The sequence below is a fragment of the Shimia sp. MIT1388 genome, assembly GCF_047124445.1.
Taxonomy (GTDB): Bacteria; Pseudomonadota; Alphaproteobacteria; order Rhodobacterales; family Rhodobacteraceae; genus Shimia.
The window spans coordinates 434,348-452,536 of record NZ_CP138921.1 but is presented as its reverse complement, the minus strand read 5'-3'; the positions used below and the strand labels follow the sequence as shown (position 1 = coordinate 452,536).

General features: G+C 56.8%; 13 protein-coding genes and 3 tRNA genes. 7 read left to right on the top strand and 9 right to left on the bottom strand.

The genetic code is table 11. From position 1 onward, the window contains the following. Positions 1 to 36: 36 nt before the first annotated feature. Positions 37 to 113: transfer RNA gene (locus SIB92_RS02190), tRNA-Asp, on the bottom strand. A 236-nt stretch (positions 114 to 349) separates the two neighbouring features. On the opposite strand from SIB92_RS02190, the gene SIB92_RS02185 reads away from it, so the two are divergent. Continuing rightward, a complete protein-coding gene (locus SIB92_RS02185; protein ID WP_294113700.1) occupies positions 350 to 541 on the top strand; it encodes a hypothetical protein in 192 nt (63 codons plus the stop codon). 202 nt (positions 542 to 743) lie between these two features. On the opposite strand, the gene SIB92_RS02180 is transcribed toward SIB92_RS02185, so the two are convergent. Together SIB92_RS02180 and SIB92_RS02175 are read right to left on the bottom strand one after the other, a co-directional pair. Then, positions 744 to 1,289, bottom strand: a complete 546-nt coding sequence (locus SIB92_RS02180; protein WP_412554279.1) for a hypothetical protein — start codon at positions 1,287 to 1,289, stop codon at positions 744 to 746. A gap of 188 nt (positions 1,290 to 1,477) precedes the next feature. Beyond that, positions 1,478 to 1,553: transfer RNA gene (locus SIB92_RS02175), tRNA-Val, on the bottom strand. A gap of 117 nt (positions 1,554 to 1,670) precedes the next feature. On the opposite strand from SIB92_RS02175, the gene SIB92_RS02170 reads away from it, so the two are divergent. Both SIB92_RS02170 and SIB92_RS02165 read left to right on the top strand, forming a co-directional pair. Beyond that, positions 1,671 to 2,672, top strand: coding sequence for a GlxA family transcriptional regulator (locus SIB92_RS02170; protein ID WP_294113701.1), 1,002 nt, complete (start codon positions 1,671 to 1,673; stop codon positions 2,670 to 2,672). A 385-nt stretch (positions 2,673 to 3,057) separates the two neighbouring features. Further along, entirely contained in the window at positions 3,058 to 5,808 is a 2,751-nt protein-coding gene (locus SIB92_RS02165) for a calcium-binding protein (protein WP_412554278.1), read from the top strand. 130 nt (positions 5,809 to 5,938) lie between these two features. Here SIB92_RS02165 and SIB92_RS02160 read toward each other — a convergent pair. From SIB92_RS02160 to SIB92_RS02140, 5 genes are all read right to left on the bottom strand, one after another. Then, a tRNA-Val gene (locus SIB92_RS02160) sits at positions 5,939 to 6,014 on the bottom strand. Positions 6,015 to 6,033: 19 nt separating this feature from the next. After that, a complete protein-coding gene (locus tag SIB92_RS02155) occupies positions 6,034 to 6,480 on the bottom strand; it encodes an HU family DNA-binding protein (RefSeq protein WP_412554277.1) in 447 nt (148 codons plus the stop codon). 155 nt (positions 6,481 to 6,635) lie between these two features. Then, positions 6,636 to 7,187: a polyhydroxyalkanoate synthesis repressor PhaR gene (gene phaR / locus SIB92_RS02150; protein ID WP_412554276.1), complete on the bottom strand. Its 552-nt coding sequence runs from the start codon at positions 7,185 to 7,187 to the stop codon at positions 6,636 to 6,638. Positions 7,188 to 7,325: 138 nt separating this feature from the next. After that, positions 7,326 to 7,772 carry a phasin family protein gene (locus SIB92_RS02145; RefSeq protein ID WP_412554275.1) on the bottom strand — a complete coding sequence of 149 codons (447 nt, stop codon included), beginning with the start codon at positions 7,770 to 7,772 and terminating at the stop codon, positions 7,326 to 7,328. 146 nt (positions 7,773 to 7,918) lie between these two features. Continuing rightward, positions 7,919 to 9,712, bottom strand: a complete 1,794-nt coding sequence (locus SIB92_RS02140) for a PHA/PHB synthase family protein (RefSeq protein WP_412554274.1) — start codon at positions 9,710 to 9,712, stop codon at positions 7,919 to 7,921. Positions 9,713 to 9,819: 107 nt separating this feature from the next. On the opposite strand from SIB92_RS02140, the gene phaZ reads away from it, so the two are divergent. The 4 genes from phaZ to SIB92_RS02120 all read left to right on the top strand — a co-directional run bounded on the left by phaZ (position 9,820) and on the right by SIB92_RS02120 (position 17,267). After that, positions 9,820 to 11,106, top strand: coding sequence for a polyhydroxyalkanoate depolymerase (gene phaZ, locus SIB92_RS02135; RefSeq protein WP_412554273.1), 1,287 nt, complete (start codon positions 9,820 to 9,822; stop codon positions 11,104 to 11,106). Between the two features lie 592 nt (positions 11,107 to 11,698). After that, entirely contained in the window at positions 11,699 to 15,364 is a 3,666-nt protein-coding gene (locus SIB92_RS02130; protein WP_412554272.1) for a vitamin B12-dependent ribonucleotide reductase, read from the top strand. A 10-nt stretch (positions 15,365 to 15,374) separates the two neighbouring features. Beyond that, positions 15,375 to 15,566: a hypothetical protein gene (locus tag SIB92_RS02125; RefSeq protein ID WP_412554271.1), complete on the top strand. Its 192-nt coding sequence runs from the start codon at positions 15,375 to 15,377 to the stop codon at positions 15,564 to 15,566. Between the two features lie 339 nt (positions 15,567 to 15,905). After that, positions 15,906 to 17,267, top strand: a complete 1,362-nt coding sequence (locus SIB92_RS02120) for a DUF3179 domain-containing (seleno)protein (RefSeq protein ID WP_412554270.1) — start codon at positions 15,906 to 15,908, stop codon at positions 17,265 to 17,267. On the opposite strand, the gene SIB92_RS02115 is transcribed toward SIB92_RS02120, so the two are convergent. Continuing rightward, positions 17,264 to 18,151, bottom strand: coding sequence for a LysR family transcriptional regulator (locus tag SIB92_RS02115; protein ID WP_412554269.1), 888 nt, complete (start codon positions 18,149 to 18,151; stop codon positions 17,264 to 17,266). The genes SIB92_RS02120 and SIB92_RS02115 overlap by 4 nt on opposite strands. Positions 18,152 to 18,189: the final 38 nt, after the last annotated feature.

The following is an 18,189-nucleotide window of genomic DNA, read 5'->3' as shown; positions in this document are numbered from 1 at the left end:
CGTTCCCGAAGGGCCCAGGACCTGGGCTGGTAGTGGTGGCGCGGTTGACGGGGCTCGAACCCGCGACCCCCGGCGTGACAGGCCGGTACTCTAACCAACTGAGCTACAACCGCTCACTACCTGCTGTCTGGCGTGTGCCGTTCAGCGTGTGGCGTGGTTTATGCCGAGTGCTGGGGCGCGTCAAGCGGATATCCGCGAGAAAATCGAAGAAATTTTCAGAAGCCATTTGTGGGCCTTTGACAACAAGGGTTTCTTCTTTGGCAGACTCCCGCGTAGAGTGCTTTGCGCGCTGAATTTTTTGTGATTAGATGCGCTTACTCGATTCAATTGCTTTTGAAGGAATAACCCGATGAAACCACTTTATGCTGCCCTGTGTGTTGCCGGTATCACCCTTGCTGCTTGTTCTCAGCAAGAAGAGCCAACTCCGGTTTACGCTCAGCCAGATTTTGACAAGCGCGGCAACGCAAGCTGCATGGCTGGCTACGACCTGCTGACCACAGACACCGGCGCTCTGGTTTGCGCACCGGCAACTGCTGGCTAAATTTCAGCCACAGACTGGAATTTCAGGCGGTCCCTTCGGGGATCGCCTTTTTTTGGGTTCAACAACATTCTTTCCGAGACACAGATACGGTCACTTCGCCCAAGAAGACACTTTCATGAAGAAATCACAGTGGCCTTAACCTGTTTTGACCTTGATGCTCAGAGGGCACCTGACGAAGAGACGCCCTCAGAGCAGCAACAATCTATCTCAAACGTTTTAACTGGACAGTATTGACCAAGCCGCGACCAGGGTATTTCGTGAATGTCCGGATCTGGATCAGGGTTTTCCCGTCACCAAACACGCCGCTTCTCGCCTTACCAGAGTATCCTTTCACTCGGATCATATGGTCAATATTCTCCTCAAGAGCTTTGTCGGACAGCGAGTAATGGGAATTCAAATTGCACTGGCTCGGCGAAACCCTGCCGTCCAGCACCACAATGCCGCTCCCTAACGCAAAATCCGAAAGCTCTTTATGCATATAGCGCGAGCCATCACGGAACTCGCGCTGACCCACATCATATCCCAGCGCTATAAAGGCATCACGATCCACGGCTCCGGCACGCAGACTGTCCACACAGGTAGACAAAAACGGCACCACGTGCTCGCGCCCACCAGTTTCATACAATTCTTTGACCAGCGCGTCTCTCTCATCGGCTTGCTCAGGAGAATCACACGCGGCCAGCGCCATCAGCGCGCCAGCCATCAACACAACGTATTTCAATTTAGTCACCTTTTGAGGTTCGATCACTTAGGTCGCTGCCCGTTGCCCTGAACAGCCCCAAGGAGACTAAAAGGAATTTCCTTCACCTTTCTCAATACCTAAGTGGACTGAGTACATGGCTGCTTTGCACTTCCACAGCAAAGATGCGACCTCATCCCACCAACAAACCGCTGGAGAGAACAATAGGAGACGCATCTGGGTTATAAGATGGAGAATGGTGGGTCGTGAGAGGCTCGAACTCCCGACATCTTCGGTGTAAACGAAGCGCTCTACCAACTGAGCTAACGACCCGGTAGGCGGGGATTTAGACCTTGGCGCGGGGACATGCAAGCCCTCTTTTTGAACTTTCTTTGCGTCTCGCCCAACTTCCTCATAGGGTGGCCGCAAAAAAAGGGAAACGAACACCCCATGCCTGATCCAATTGTGCCCAAAGGCGTTGCCCACGTTGCTGTTGATGTGGTCGAAACCCCTGATCCCATTGTCTTTGCGCTGCAACCGAATCTTTCAATGCTGGCCTTCACCTCCGCGGTGGAAACCCTGCGCATCGCCAATCAGCTCACAGGACAGATTCTCTATACCTGGACCACCATGTCAGAGACCGGCGAAAACGTGCGCTGCTCCAACGGCATCGAGATCGGTATCGACGCCCCTTTGGGGGACACCCCGGCCAGCGCCTGTGTCTTTGTCTGTTCCGGCGTGGAACCTGAGCGCGCGGCCACCCCCAAAGTGGCCGACTGGATTCGCCACCAATGGCGCATGGGTCGCCGGGTTGGCGGGCTCTGCACCGGCGCGTTCACTCTGGCCAAGGCGGGCATCCTTGAAGGTAAGGATTTCACCCTGCATTGGGAAAACATTACGCCCTTCCGGGAGCAATACCCAACGCTGGATCCGTTGGAGCAGCTCTACGCCATCGATGACCGCATCATGACCTGTGGCGGTGGCGTCGCCGCGATGGATCTGTTCCTGAAGCTGATCTACGACCGCCACGGTGCCCCCCTCGCCCGCGCCGTGCTCAATATGTGCCTGCATACGGTACAACGCTCGGAAACCGACCGCCAGCAAAGCTCGACCGCCGCCGTGATTGGCAACCGCAACGACAAGCTCGTCAAGATCATCGCCCATTTTGAGGAAAACCTCGAAGAGTCCATCGACCTCGATCAAGTGGCCCGCAGCCTCGGCGTGTCCCGCCGCCAGATGGAGCGCCTGTTCAAAACCCACCTGAACACGACCCCGAAACGCTTCCTGCAGGACCTGCGCCTGCAACGCGCCCGCATTCTGCTGGCCGAGACCGACATGCCGGTGGTCGATGTCGCCATCGCCTGCGGCTATGAATCCGCGGGAAACTTCTCCAAACGCTTCCGCGAGGCCTATGGCATCTCGCCTCACCGGTTCTCCGCGGGACATGGGTAAGCCGGAAAAAGGCACACGTCACTCGCCTACGGCAAAGTAGCTCACTCAAATTGGTTGAGTTTTGCGGAAAATTGATACACCTTTAGCGGTAATGAAAAGATCGCAACAATCGCTTTGGCCTATATGGCTCCTAGCGCATGGCGGTGGAGAACCCACGCTGGTTGTGACCAACAAAGAAAGGTCCATCACCGCCTACACGGGCGCGTTTTTGCCTGCAGCATTTATTTCACCTTTGGCACGGGCCTAACCGGGCATCCAAACCCTGAGCACCTACCGCAGGCCGGTTTTCTCGCATCCGCACATTCATCCGCACAATTCAGCCAAGCAATCTATTGCCGAGCCTCGCGCAATTTCGACCCCATTCTCACAACAAAAGCACACAACAATGCCAGACGATCATTCTAATACCATTGCAGGCGCAACTGAAATTAGCCTTGGGACAGATTTTTCGGGAACGCTCGACTACGCCCTAGACAGCGACAACTTCGTCGTCGAACTCGAGGCCGGACAACTCTACCGATTTGGTTTTGATCTGCACGATGGTCCCTATAGCTGGGTGGTCCTCGACCTTTTGAATAGTGACGGCCAAAGTGTCCTCGAGCCCGGAGACGCCACGTTTACTGCTATGACGTTCCGCCCGGAAGCTTCAGGCACTTATTATATAGCCGTCAAACACTTCCAGGACGACGATGGCTATTTTTCCTATCTTGGGGACTACAACGGTCACGTACAGGCCATCATCGATGAATACCCAACGCATGCGCAGCCTTCAGATGGAACAGTTGACATTGGAGAGGTGGTCACAGGGGCTTTCCAGTACGATAACGACATAGACGAAGTTCTGATCAACACCGAAACAAACGGATTGTACCGGGTTACGCTCAATACCACCGCAGACACTTTCAATGTCGGGCTGCAACAGACAGGTAGCCCCTACGTCGTTGCAAGGTATTATGCAGGCCAAAGTGAACTGTATTTTGTTGCGAACTCCGACGATCCAATCGAGCTTTCACTTCGCGCGGTGTACCAATCTTATGGTGCAACCTACTCCTATACCGTTGAACGGGTCGGGACGGATGATCACAGCGCCTTGCAATCCCAAGCCACCGAACTTCAGAACGGCGATGAAATTGGTGGCAATATCGCGTTTTTTCAGGACAAAGACCTTTTTGAGATCGATGTCAGCGCGGCAGCGACCTACACTTTGACCATTGACCTGACAGACCACACATCTTTGGACGGGCTGCAAATAAGACTTCTGCAAAGCGATGGCACCTTCACCTCTGCATCACTCACGCAAACATCTACTCAAGTTACCTATGAATGGTCGGTAACCGAAAATACAACTTACTACCTGCATTTGGGGACGGACAGAGGCCATCAATTCTACCAATATCCCAATGGAAACTACACCGTTTCTCTTGCGGTGGAGGACCTCGGCACGCTCCGTCGCGGTGACGACACGGACGAGCTTTTCCTTGGCACGGATGATGCTGAAGTATTCGTCACCCTTAGCGGCAATGATACAGTTCACTCTGGGAAAGGTGCCGACATTGTCCACCTTGGCGACGGCGATGATGTCGTGTTTGTTGGCGGAGGCGCAGAACAGTTCCATGGCGGCGCTGGACACGATCGGATCAGCTACTACGACAGCCTCAACGGCGTGAACATCAACCTGCAAACCAACGAGGTGTCCGGCTCCTGGGCCAGCAACGACATCATCAGTGGTTTTGAAAACGTCGACGGGTCCAGATCCGGGCACGATGTTATCCACGGCACCAGCGGCGCAAACACCATCCGGACCTTTGGCGGCAACGACCGGGTCTACGCGGGCAAGGGCAACGACAATGTCTTTCTTGGCAATGGCAACGACTACGTACGCGTAGGAGGCGGCGCAGAGCAATTCCACGGCGGTGTTGGCCATGACCACATCAGTTACTACGACAGCCGCAATGGTGTGAATATCAACCTGGAAACCAATGAGGTCTCCGGGTCCTGGGCGAGCAACGACACCATCAGCGGCTTTGAAAATGTCACTGGCTCCAAAACCGGCGACGACACAATCACGGGCACCTCTGGCGCCAACAAAATCAAAACCTACGGCGGCGACGACATCATCCACGCAGGCGGAGGCAACGACAAAGTCTACGCTGGAAAAGGCAGCGATACAGTCAACCTCGGGGACGGCAATGACTACGTACGTGTTGGCGGCGGGCGCGAGGAGTTCCACGGCGGCAATGGCAATGACTACCTCAGCTATTACGACAGCCGCAATGGCGTGAACATCAACCTTGAAACCAATGAAGTCTCCGGGTCCTGGGCCAGCAACGACACCATCAGCGGTTTTGAAAACGTATCTGGCTCCAAGACCGGCGATGACACAATCACCGGCACCTCCGGCGCAAACTTGATCAGAACCTACGGCGGAGACGACCTTATCTTCGCTGGAGACGGCAACGACACTGTCTATGCTGGCAAAGGCAATGACCGGGTCTTCCTTGGCGAAGGCAATGACTACGTTGTCGCAGGAGGCGGCGCTGAACACTTTGATGGAGGTTATGGCCATGACATCATCAGCTACCGAGACAGCCGCGCGGGCGTTGTAATTGACTTGCAGGCAGACTTGGTCTCTGGATCTTGGGCTGTAAATGACACGATCAAAAACTTCGAAAGCGCTGTGGGCTCACAGTCCGGCCACAACAAGATTTTCGGCACATCTGGTACAAACCGCCTTGAAGGTTTTGACGGCAACGACACGCTCTATGGGCGTGACGGCAACGACGTTCTAACCGGCCGCGATGGCAACGACGAACTTTATGGGGGAGCGGGCAATGACCGGCTCTGGGGCGGTGCAGGCAACAATGCGTTAATTGGCGGCTCCGGCGCAGATACCTTCGAGTTTGATCTGGAAGATTACACCGGTGGTCAGAGCAGCCACTCCGTCATCCGGGATTTCGAAGACGATGTGGATACAATCCGTGTCTATACCACCAGCAGCGTCGGCAATGACATCTCGGACTACGCGCGGCAAGTTGGCGACGATCTGCTCTTAGAGGTGAATTCCGAAGTATCTCTGATGATCTGGGATATGACCCTTGCGGCTCTTCAGGACGACGTGGTTTTCGAATTGGTGTAACCAAAGTCGACAGGGGGCACCCCTACCCGGGTTGCCCTTTTATTTCGCGGTCTGGCCACTGCCAGCTCCGGTTTCAATTCAGAAAAAGAAGCGGGCGCTCAACCACTTAAGGGAGCGCCCGTTGAAATAATGGTGGGTCGTGAGAGGCTCGAACTCCCGACATCTTCGGTGTAAACGAAGCGCTCTACCAACTGAGCTAACGACCCGATGACGCGGCTTCTAACCTCACTCCGCGGGCTCTGCAAGCCCCTCTTCGTCACTTTCTGCAACTTCTGTCATTTTCCGGCGCAAACGCAGGTTCACCACCTGCACCTCTTCCAGATCCTTGCTGTTTTGCACCTTCACCTTGCCCAATCCCGGCATGTTTAGGCCACGCCCGGCCACCAAGGTTTCGCCCAGAATCGCCAGCGCCGCCTCGATCGCAGGCTTGGCATCGCGCTTCTTCACACCGGCGCGGGCCACAGCCGCCTCGATCAGCTCTTTCTTGCGCATCACGTCAACACCGGCGGCCTCTTCACCTTCGGAATCCACTTCAGGCGCTTCCACCGGAGTCGGTTCCGCCGCTTCGGCAATCTCTTTCAAGCTGGCGCTGGTTTTGCGGGATGTGGTCGCACGTGTCCGCGACTTGCTCGTAGACGCACGTTTGCGCGTCGATGCGGGAGCCTTAGCCATGGCTTTCTACCTCACTGGTCTGCTCAACAGGGCAAGCATAGCACGAAACCTCTCAAAAGACAGGAAATTCGGGTACTTGGCACAATATCTGCACCCAAAACAAAAGTGGCGCACCAAATACGCCACTTCATTTCTTTCACATCGGCTGACTAAACTTACTTCAGCTTGGACAGCTTGTCCTGCAACTCTGCCAGTTGCTTCTTGATGTCATCGAGGTCTTCGCCCTCCCCCGACGACGCCTCCGATTTTTCTGCCGCAGGGGCCGAGCTGCCCGGCCAGGCCATGCCGCCGGTCATCGCTTTCATGAAGGCTTCTTGCTGCGCCTGCATAGCTTCTAGGCCCGGCATCGACATGCCGGTACCCATGCTTTCCATCACCTTCTCCTGGCTTTCGCGCAGCATATCAAAGGAGGTCTGCAAGAACTGAGGCACCATAGAGGTCGCCTGTGTGGTGTAGGCCCGCACAAGATCGTTGAGCACATTCACCGGCAGAACGTTTTCGCCCCGGCTTTCATGTTCGGCAATGATTTGAAGCAGATACTGACGGGTCAGATCATCCCCGCTTTTCAAATCGACAATCTGGACTTCCCGCCCGGACCGAATGAATCCGGCAATATCATCCAACGTGACATAGTCACTGGTCTCTGTGTTGTAGAGCCGCCGGCTGGCATATCGTTTGATCAGCAGTGGTTTGTTGTCTTCGCCCACGTCATTCTCCCCAAAAACTTTAGCGCGCTGCAGAAAAGCCTATGCGACTGCAGCACAAAAAGAAAGAGCGGGCAATATGCCCGCTCACGCAATCTGCACCCTTAGGGAGGAAGCCGGGTGCCGATTTGCGACGTTTCTTTATTTGGAGGTCGCTTTTTTCGCGGCCGCGGTCACGTCGTTGGTGGCCTTTTTCACAGCAGCGGTTGCCTCTTCAGTGGCTTCTTTGCCAGCAGACATCAGCAGCTCAACAGTTTCCATCTGAACTTTTTTCGCAACTTCAGCGAAAGCCGCCATGTTTTCAGCAGCAACTTCAGCCTGAGCGGAGGCGAAGTCGGTCATCGCTTTGGCGTAGTCAGCTGGATCTTCTTTGGCTTTTGACATGTCGCCCAGTTTCGCCAGAGTGTCTTTGGTCCACTTGGTGGAGATCTCGGAAGATTTTTCCGCGGCGCCCAGCGCAACAGAGGTCAGCTTCTCGTTCAGAGCTGCGGAGTTTTTGAACGCGTCTTCAAAAGCAGCGGTATCCACCGGGAAGGCGCCCAGTACGTCTTTAAACATCGCGGTCATGTCCTGTGTCGCTTTAGCCATTGGTCCAGTTCCTTAATAAATAACAGCCCGTGATAATTGAGGAGGGTTTGGGCTGCGCTTCTAGTCTCTGGCAACAATATGCTTTCTGCGACGCAGCATTTCAAGAAGTTTTTGCTGCATTGCAGCAAAAACCTTTCATAACGCTGTTATTTATAAGCTTTTTTCAGCACATAACTGCCAGGCGCCTCGCCCAGCGTCGGATGATTCTCATCCCCATGCTGCCGCGCTGCAATCTTTTTACCTGACTTTTTTGACAACCATGTGTCCCACCGCGGCCACCAGGACCCCTCGTGGAAAGTTGCGCCATTCATCCATTCATCCGCTGTGCCTTTGACGTCGGTGTTGGTGTAATGGCCGTACTTCTTCTTGCTTGGCGGGTTCACAATCCCGGCGATATGGCCCGACTGAGATACAATAAAGGTCTTGGAGCGGCTCTTGGTTTGCTGGAAACCGTGATAACAATCCTTCCAGCGCGCGATGTGATCTGTCTCACAGGTCACCGCGCAAACCGGCACATCTACATCAGTAATCTTCAGCGTCGTGCCACACAGTTCGACCCCCTCGCCCACAAACTTGTTGGCCTGACACAGCTCGCGCAAATACTGATGCGCCATCTTGCCTGGCAGGCCAGAGCCATCCCCATTCCAATAGAGCAGATCAAACGCTGGAGGCGCCTCGCCCATAAAGTAGCTCTTGATCGCCGGTCCATAGATCAGGTCATTGGAACGCAGGAAACTAAAGGTGCGCTGCATGATGAAAGAGCGCAGCACACCATACTCGTTCACCTCGTCATCTATGCCGTCGATGAAGTCATCCTGCAGAAACGGCGTAAACTCACCCTGATCCGAGAAATCAGTCAGCGTTGTGAAGAAGGTCGCAGATTTCACCGATGTGTCGCCACGCTGTTTCATCAACGACAAAGTCAGATGCAGCGTGGTTCCGGCAATACAGTAGCCCACCGCATTTACCTGCTTCTGCTTGGTGATGTCTTTGACTTGGGCAATCGCCTCAAGGAACCCTTCCTCGATATAGTCATCCAACCCCACATCCGCATAACTCGGATCCGGGTTCACCCAGCTCACCACAAAAACCGTATAGCCTTGATCGACGCACCAACGGATCAGACTGTTCTGCTCTTTCAGGTCCAGAATGTAGTATTTGTTGATCCACGGTGGGAAGATAATCAGCGGGATCTCATGCACCGTCTCGGTGGTCGGCGTGAACTGCAACAACTCGAACATCCGGTTGCGATAGACCACCTTGCCCGGCGCGGTCGCGATGTTGCGACCAATCTCGAATGCATCTTCATCCGCAAGCTTGACCAGCATCTCGCCATTGTTGGCTTCCAAATCGGAAATCAGGTTCTGCAACCCGTCAATCAGCGACTGCCCTTCGGTCTCCACCGCCTTTTCCAATGCTTCCGGATTGGTGCCAAGGAAATTGGTCGGCGACATCATATCGACAATCTGGCTCGAGAAATATTCGATGCGCTGTTTGTCTTTGGACGAGAGCCCCTGAAGTTCGCCAACGGCGGTCTTAATCGCCTCCGCATTGCGCATGTACTGCTGCTTCAAGAGATTGAAATAGGGGTGCGACTTCCACATCGGATGAGAGAATCGCCGGTCTGTCGGGGTGTCATCCTGCGGTGCAGAAAACTGTCCCTTCAACATCAAATTTTGTGCGTCCACGAAAGATTTAACCGACTTGCTCCACAGATCGAGCTGGTTTTCGATAACTTTTCCAGGGTTGTCGACCATCGCCTGCCAATAGGCATTGGCGGCATTCATGAACACTTCAGGTTCCGGGGAATTTAGCTCATCTCTCAATGGCTTATGGCGGCCCAAAACTTCTGTCAATCGCAGCGACAGAGCTTCAACTTGTGCCAAATTGGCGTTCAGGCGTTCCATTTTTTCGCCCGTTTCAGTCTCATTTGTTGTCATATTAACCTATTCGCCCTAATGTCGCTGCTGTGCAGCATTAACCAAGCGCCCCCTCAATGTTACTGGGGAATTACTAGGGTGCATAGCCCAACGATAGGACGAAGCACATGCGATACATGGCCACGTATGACCTGATGGAAACCATGCGCAACACCAACCAATGGTTGGGCGCAACAGCGAGCGCCATGGCGTCATACCCCGCCTTTGCATTGGTCCCCAACCCGGGTTTGCAGTGGATGGCCGCTTGGGGCGAAGTCACCGAGCGGGCTTTCCAGCGCATGATTGTGAAACCCGACTGGGGCATCGACAGCTTCACCTGCGAAGACGGCAAAGACCACATCGTCAACATCAACACCGTGATCGAACGCCCCTTTGGCGATTTGATCCACTTTGAGGTCTCCGGCCGAAAGCCGATGAGCCGCAAGGTCATGCTGGTGGCGCCGATGTCCGGTCACTACGCCACCCTCCTGCGCTCCACCGTGAAGAGCCTGATTGCCGATTGCGAAGTCTACATCACCGATTGGCATAACGCGCGTGACATCCCTGTGTCCGAAGGCAAGTTCGATGTTGAGGATTACACCCTCTACCTTGTCGATTTTATGAAAGAGCTTGGCCCCGACACCCATGTGATCGCCGTGTGCCAGCCTGCCCCGCTCACTCTGGCGGCCACCGCCTATCTCGCCGAAGAAGACCCAGCGGCGCAGCCCCGCTCTCTGACCCTGATTGGCGGGCCAATTGATCCAAACGCTGCGGCCACCGAAGTGACCGACTTTGGCCACCGCGTGACCATGGGCCAGTTGGAAGAAACCATGATCCAGCGCGTTGGCTTCAAATACCCTGGTGTTGGCCGCATGGTCTATCCCGGCCTGCTGCAGCTTTCCTCCTTCATGTCGATGAATGGCGAGCGTCACTCCAAAGCCTTCGCGGATCAGATCATGCGCGTGACTCGTGGCGAAGCTTCCGACCACGACGCCCACAACCGATTCTACGACGAATACCTCGCCGTCATGGACATGACCGCCGAGTTCTACCTTTCCACCGTGGAACGCCTGTTCAAAAACGGCGAGATCGCCAACAACGAGTTTGTGGTCGCAGGCCGCAAGGTCGACGTTGGCAAGATCACCACTGTGGCCGTGAAAACCGTGGAAGGCGCCAAAGACGACATCACCGCGCCGGGTCAGTGTATTGCCGCCCTGGACCTTTGCACTGGTCTGCCAGACAGCAAAAAGGCAAGCCACGTTGAGCCTGGCGCCGGTCACTACGGGATTTTTGCAGGCAAGAGCTGGCGCAACAACATCCGCCCCCTGGTGCTCGAGTTCATCGACGCCAACGCAGATGCGCCCAAGAAAAAAGCTGCAACGCGCAAGCCCGCCAATAAGAACACTGCCGCCTAAACAGGCGGTTCAGAAACCTCCGCACAGAAATGGGGCGATCGTTTGGCACGATTCGCCCCATTGTTGTTTTTGCCCCGTGGCGTTGCAAAAGATGCACATCTGCCACCCGCAACATTTTCCACAGAAACCCGCTGCAAAACCTACATATTGTGGATAACTCTTCCCCCTGCACTCCCCCCAAAGCAGAAACGCCTTTTTTCAAACGTTTAGCGGAATTAACCAATATTAACGGGATCTAAACGCCCCTGTGGAGGAATCGGAGACCTTGCGCGAGTCGCCGCCGACCGCTTTCCGTCAACAGGAAAAATCCTGATTTTTCGTAAATAAATTCGTTGACCCTTTAGGGGCCGATACGCCAGTTTGTGGCAGCAGCCAAGAAAGCCCACTAGATATAGTGGCGACCGAGGTAGCGGGGACAAACTCATACAAGCGCCCATCCGGGTCTGTTGTATCGGCAAAGCACTGGCTTTTGCCCACCGGTTCCCCTTTGCCTGTTGGTCCGCCCTAGCCTCCAAGGGCTCACAAAGGCCGCGTCACTAAACGCACAGAACGTGCACCACGGGACACATTGGCACTGGGGACGAAGACAGGCATGAAGATTCAACGACGTTTCACCAAGACCGGACAAGACGCTTACGCAGATCTGGACTTCGTCACCACCGAATCTGAAATTCGCAACCCGGATGGCACCATCGTCTTCCACCTGGACGACATCGAAGTTCCGGCCAGCTGGTCGCAGGTGGCCTCCGATGTGATCGCACAAAAATACTTCCGCAAGGCCGGGGTGCCCGCCAAACTGCGCAAAGTGCGCGAAAAAGGCGTGCCAGAATTCCTGTGGCGCTCCGTGCCCGCCAACGAAGACGTCACCATTGGCGGCGAAACCAGCGCCAAGCAGGTGTTTGATCGCCTCGCCGGGGCGTGGACCTACTGGGGCTGGAAAGGTGGCTACTTCTCCACAGAAGACGACGCCCGCGCCTACTTTGACGAGATGCGCTACATGCTGGCCACCCAGCGCGCCGCGCCGAACTCGCCACAGTGGTTCAACACCGGCCTGCACTGGGCTTACGGCATCGATGGCCCCTCTCAGGGCCACTACTATGTCGATTACAAAACCGGCAAACTGACCAAATCCAAATCCGCTTACGAGCACCCACAGCCGCACGCCTGCTTCATTCAGTCCGTGGCCGATGATCTGGTGGGCGACGGCGGCATCATGGACCTTTGGGTCCGCGAAGCCCGCCTGTTCAAATACGGCTCCGGCACCGGCACCAACTTCTCGTCCCTGCGCGCAGACGGCGAATCTCTGTCTGGCGGAGGCAAGTCCTCCGGCCTGATGGGCTTCCTGAAAATCGGCGACCGCGCCGCAGGTGCAATCAAATCCGGTGGCACCACCCGCCGTGCCGCCAAGATGGTCATTGTCGATGCTGACCACCCGGACATCGAAGAATACATCAATTGGAAGGTCAAAGAGGAGCAGAAGGTGGCCTCCATCGTGGCCGGCTCCAAAATGCACGAGCAAAAGCTTAACGGCATCTTTGACGCCATCAAAGCCTGGGACGGTGCTGAGGCAGACGCCTATGACGCCAAAACCAACGACGGCCTGAAATCCGCGATCCGCGACGCCAAAAAGTCGATGATCCCGGAGACGTATATCAAACGCGTGCTGGATTACGCCAAACAGGGCTACGCCAGCATCGAGTTCCCGACCTACGACACCGACTGGGACTCTGAGGCCTACGCGTCTGTGTCGGGCCAGAACTCCAACAACTCCATCCGCGTCACCGACGCTTTCCTCAAGGCCGTGGAAAACGACGACGATTGGGAGCTGATCCGCCGCACCGACGGAGAGGTTGCCAAAACCATCAAAGCCCGCAAACTCTGGGAAGATGTCGGCCACGCCGCATGGGCCTGTGCGGATCCCGGCATCCAGTACCACGACACCGTAAACGCCTGGCACACCTGCCCCGAAGATGGTGAAATTCGCGGTTCCAACCCGTGCTCCGAATACATGTTCCTGGACGACACGGCTTGTAACCTCGCCTCCATGAACCTGCTGTCCTTCCTCAAGGACGGCGTGTTCCAGGCCGACGATTACATGCACGCCACCCGTCTCTGGACCGTGACCCTGGAGATCTCCGTGACCATGGCGCAGTTCCCGTCCAAGGAAATTGCCCAACTGTCTTATGACTTCCGCACCCTCGGCCTTGGCTACGCCAACATCGGCGGCCTGCTGATGAACATGGGCTACGGCTATGACAGCGACGAAGGCCGTGCCCTTGGCGGCGCCCTCACCGCGCTGATGACCGGTGTGGCCTATGCCACCTCCGCCGAAATGGCCGGCGAACTTGGCGCCTTTGACGGTTACGCCCGCAACAGCGAGCACATGCTGCGCGTCATCCGCAACCACCGCCGCGCCGCCCAAGGCCTGACCTCAGGTTACGAAGGTCTCGCTGTGAAACCTGTGCCGTTGGACACCGAAAACTGCCCCGATCAGGTGCTGGTCGAACTGGCCAAATCCGCCTGGGACGAAGCCCTCGAGCTGGGTGAGAAAAACGGCTACCGCAACGCACAGACCTCTGTGATCGCGCCAACGGGCACGATCGGTCTGGTGATGGACTGTGACACAACCGGCATCGAGCCTGACTTCGCACTGGTGAAGTTCAAGAAACTCGCGGGCGGCGGCTACTTCAAGATCATCAACCGCTCCGTGCCTGCGGCATTGGAAGGCCTCGGCTATTCCTCCGCGCAGATCGAAGAGATCGTGTCCTACGCCGTGGGCCACGGCACCATCGGCAACGCGCCAGGCATCAACCACACATCCCTGATCGGCCACGGCTTCACCACCAACGAGATCGAAAAGATCGAAGCCGCGCTTGGTTCCGCCTTCGACATCCGTTTTGTGTTCAACCAGTGGACCCTGGGCGAAGAGTTCTGCACCAACGTGCTGGGCATCCCAGCGGACAAGCTGAACGATCCGTCCTTCGAACTGCTCGCGCACCTCGGCTACACAAAAGCCGACATTGACCTAGCCAATGACCACGTCTGCGGCACCATGACCTTGGAAGGCGCCCCGCACCTCAAGGAAGAGCACTACGCGATCTTTGACTGCGCCAACCCATGCGGCAAAAAGGGCAAGCGCTACCTCTCGGTGGACAGCCACATCACCATGATGGCCGCCGCGCAATCCTTCATCTCCGGCGCGATCTCCAAAACGATCAACATGCCAAACGATGCCACCATCGAGGATTGCCAGAAGGCGTACGAACTGTCCTGGTCCCTCGGCATCAAAGCCAACGCGCTCTATCGTGACGGCTCCAAGCTCTCTCAACCTCTGGCCGCCGCGCTGGTCGAGGATGACGACGAGGCTGCCGAAGTGCTCGAATCCGGCTCCATGCAGGAAAAAGCACAGGTTCTGGCCGAAAAGATCGTCGAGAAAATCGTCGTCAAAGAAGTGGCCCGAGGCCGCGAGAAAATGCCGGAACGCCGCAAAGGCTACACGCAAAAAGCGGTTGTGGGCGGCCACAAAGTCTACCTGCGCACCGGCGAATACTCTGACGGCTCCTTGGGCGAAATCTTCATCGACATGCACAAGGAAGGCGCTGGCTTCCGCGCGATGATGAACAACTTCGCCATCGCCGTCTCGGTTGGCCTGCAATACGGCGTGCCGCTTGAAGAATTTGTCGATGCCTTCACCTTCACCAAATTTGAGCCTGCGGGCATGGTGCAGGGCAACGACTCCATCAAAAACGCCACCTCAATCCTCGATTACATCTTCCGCGAATTGGCCGTGTCTTACCTCGACCGCACCGACCTTGCGCACATCAAGCCAGAAGGCACCACGTTTGACGATGTTGGACGTGGCGAGGAAGAAGGCGTTTCCAACGTATCCGAACTGTCCGACACCGCCGCGACTCGTTCGCTTGAGGTGCTCAAACAGATCTCGTCCACCGGCTATTTGCGCAAGCGCTTGCCTCAGGAACTGGTTGTTCTGAACGGCGGTGGCAACATTTCTGTGGATAACTCGGACGCCGTCAAAAATCTGGCCACTTTGGTGCCGGAAACCGCTGGCGCGACCGTATCAGACGTGGCAACAAGCGCCTCCGTCACGGCAACTGTGGCCCCGATGGATGAACGGGCCAAGGCCAAGATGCAGGGGTATGAGGGAGACCCCTGTGGCGATTGCGGCAACTACACGCTGGTGCGCAACGGCACCTGCATGAAATGCAACACCTGCGGCGCCACCTCGGGCTGCAGCTAAGGAGAAAACCGTGACGAAGCGCAGAAGCCTTCTGTCTGAAGAAGACCAAAGCCACGCAAACACCGACACATTGGTGGGTACCATCCGCATCAGCGGCGACTGGGCTCGCAAGGTCCGTGGCGAAACCGACGCCCCTGCCCCGCAGGCGGCCAACGACGACTACGCCGAACATCAGCTCTTTGCAGCGCGCAAAAGCTCCTGATCGGTGCCTCAAGATCCCGGGGGGACCTGGGTAGGGGGCCTCGGCCCCCGACGACATAACCCGCTGCCGTCCCTACTCACTGGCAGCGGCGTTCCACGGAGCGGGTGCGCTCGCTCCGACGACATTCAGGCCGCAGGCAAAAAACATCGAGCGGTAACATAGAGTGAGCCTGAATGGCGAAACTGGGGGGCCCCGACGGCCCCCCATTTTTTTTGCGCGGACGTCCAACCGGGCACAAATCTTTCAATCAGCTCACTTTCTCCTGAACCAAGTTGATTGGCGCGCGCCTTCCATCCTCGGCCACAAAGAAGCACCAGCCCTTTGAGCCAAGGACCGATCATGCCCCTCCGCCTCTCTGCCCTGCTCTGCGCATTTGCGCTGTCCACAGCCCTGCCCGCCGCTGCACAGGAAACCGCGCCTTTGCCTGACTATGTAATCGCGCAATTTGGCACGCCGCCCACTATCCCCACTGGCCAATTGGCCGACGCTATAGAAACTGCTGCCGACATGGCCTTTGTCGAAAGCATGCAGCAAGGCACCTGGGGTCGAGATCAAACGCTCGCGCTCGACGAAATCGCTGCGTCAGGCGACCCGCGCCTTGCCTGGATCATCAGCGACTTGATGCGTTTTGTGACCTCGCCACAACTGAACTTCGTCCTCTCAGAAGCCGCCGCCACTCTGCTGGAGATCGACACACCGACGGAAAACACTTGGGGCATAGTCACCGACCACCTGATCGCTTGGGACATCCCCGAGCCACCTGACTACCTGCGTTTCAAACGGGCTATCTTCACCGCCATCGTGCCGGAATGGGACCCGCTGTTTGTGCCCGGCGACATCGACTGGCGCTTGGTGTCTTGGGGCGGCGTACTGATCGATGACCGTGCTTTTGACACCACTGACGAGCCCTGCAACTGCATCCCGGCCGCCGACAACCCCGAGGTCACCGACGCCGCAAGCGCCACCTGGCTCAAGGATGACGACATTGTCTTTGGCGTTGAGGTCAATGGCGAGTACCGCGCCTACCCGCGCCAGATCATGGAGGTCCGCGAGATGGTCAATGACACCCTTGGTGGCCGCGACCTCGGCATCCCCTACTGCACCCTCTGTGGCGCCGCCCAAGCCTACTTCACCGACCAACTGCCAGCGGGCGTAGACCGCCCAATCCTGCGCACCTCTGGCCTGCTCAGCCGCTCCAACAAAGTCATGTACGACCTCACCACCTATTCTGTCTTCGATACGTTCCTTGGCCACGCTGTCACCGGCCCCTTGGCAGACAAAGGCATCAAACTCGAACAAGCCGCCGTCATCACCACCGACTGGGGCACATGGAAAACGGCCCACCCAGAAACCACCGTTCTGGCTGAATACCTCGCCCTCGGCCGCAACCCAGATTTCCGCAATGGCCGCGACGCCAACGGGCCGATTTTCCCTGTGGGTGACGTCGATCCCCGCCTACCCGTGCACGAAGACATCATTGGCATCGTCACAGCTTCCGGCCAGCCCGTCGCCTTCCAACGCAGCAAAGCCCTTGTGGCCCTGCGCAAAGGCGACGACATAGCCTACGAAAACATCCGCCTCAAACTCGACGCAGGTGGCATTCGCGCAGTGGACGCAAACGGCGCGGACCTCGGCAGCCACCAATCCTTCTGGTTCGCGTGGTCTCAATTCCACCCAGACACCGCCCTCTGGCCCGGCTAACCCGCGAGACTCTCACGCAGAAAATCAATCATCACCCGCGTCTTGCGCGGCAGATACCGGCGGTTTGGGTACAGCACCCAAGCCGCCGTTTCAAAATCACTCACCGTGCCTTGATACCGCGGACAGAGCTCCACCAATCGCCCCGCTGCCAAGTCCTCCGCAACCAGCCAATCCGCCAACAACGCCACGCCAAGCCCTTCCCGCGCGGCCTCCAGAAGCGCCAATGCATTGGAAAACTTGTGCCGCCCGGTCACGCGTACTTCAAACGGCTCCGCGTCTGATCGAAACCGCCACACATCTCCAAACCCCGGCAGTGCATACCGCAAACAGTTGTGGTCCCGCAGGCCCTCGGGAGTTTTCACCCCGCCAACGCGCGCCAAATACGCCGGGCTCGCCACCAGATGATACCGCGTGTCCATCAGCTTACTGGACACCAAATCCCCTTTCGGCGCCGGGGCCAAGCGCACCGCCAGATCAATCCCCTGTTCGACCAAATCCAAGTTGGCGTCACTGCTGATCAACTCAACGGATATCTCCGGATACCGCTCTGAAAACGCTGGCAGCACCGTCACTAGCATCTGACAGGCGAAGGCCACCGACGCCGTCATCCGCAACGTACCTGATGGCGCTTGACGCGCACCAGAAGCCGCTTGCGCTGCCGCCCGCATTTCCTCCACCAGCGGCGCCACGCGCTGCAAATAGGCCGCACCTTCTTCGGTTGTGGACAGCTTACGCGTTGTGCGGTGAAACAAACGCACGCCCAGTTCCGCTTCCAAAGCCGACAGGCTGCGGGACACCGACGACGGATCCAAATCCAACACCCGCGCCGCCCCGGCAATGCTGCCCTGCGCCTGCACCAACAGCGCCAATTCCAGATCTCGCATGTCCATTCATGCAAATTAAGCACGACCAACCTGTCAAT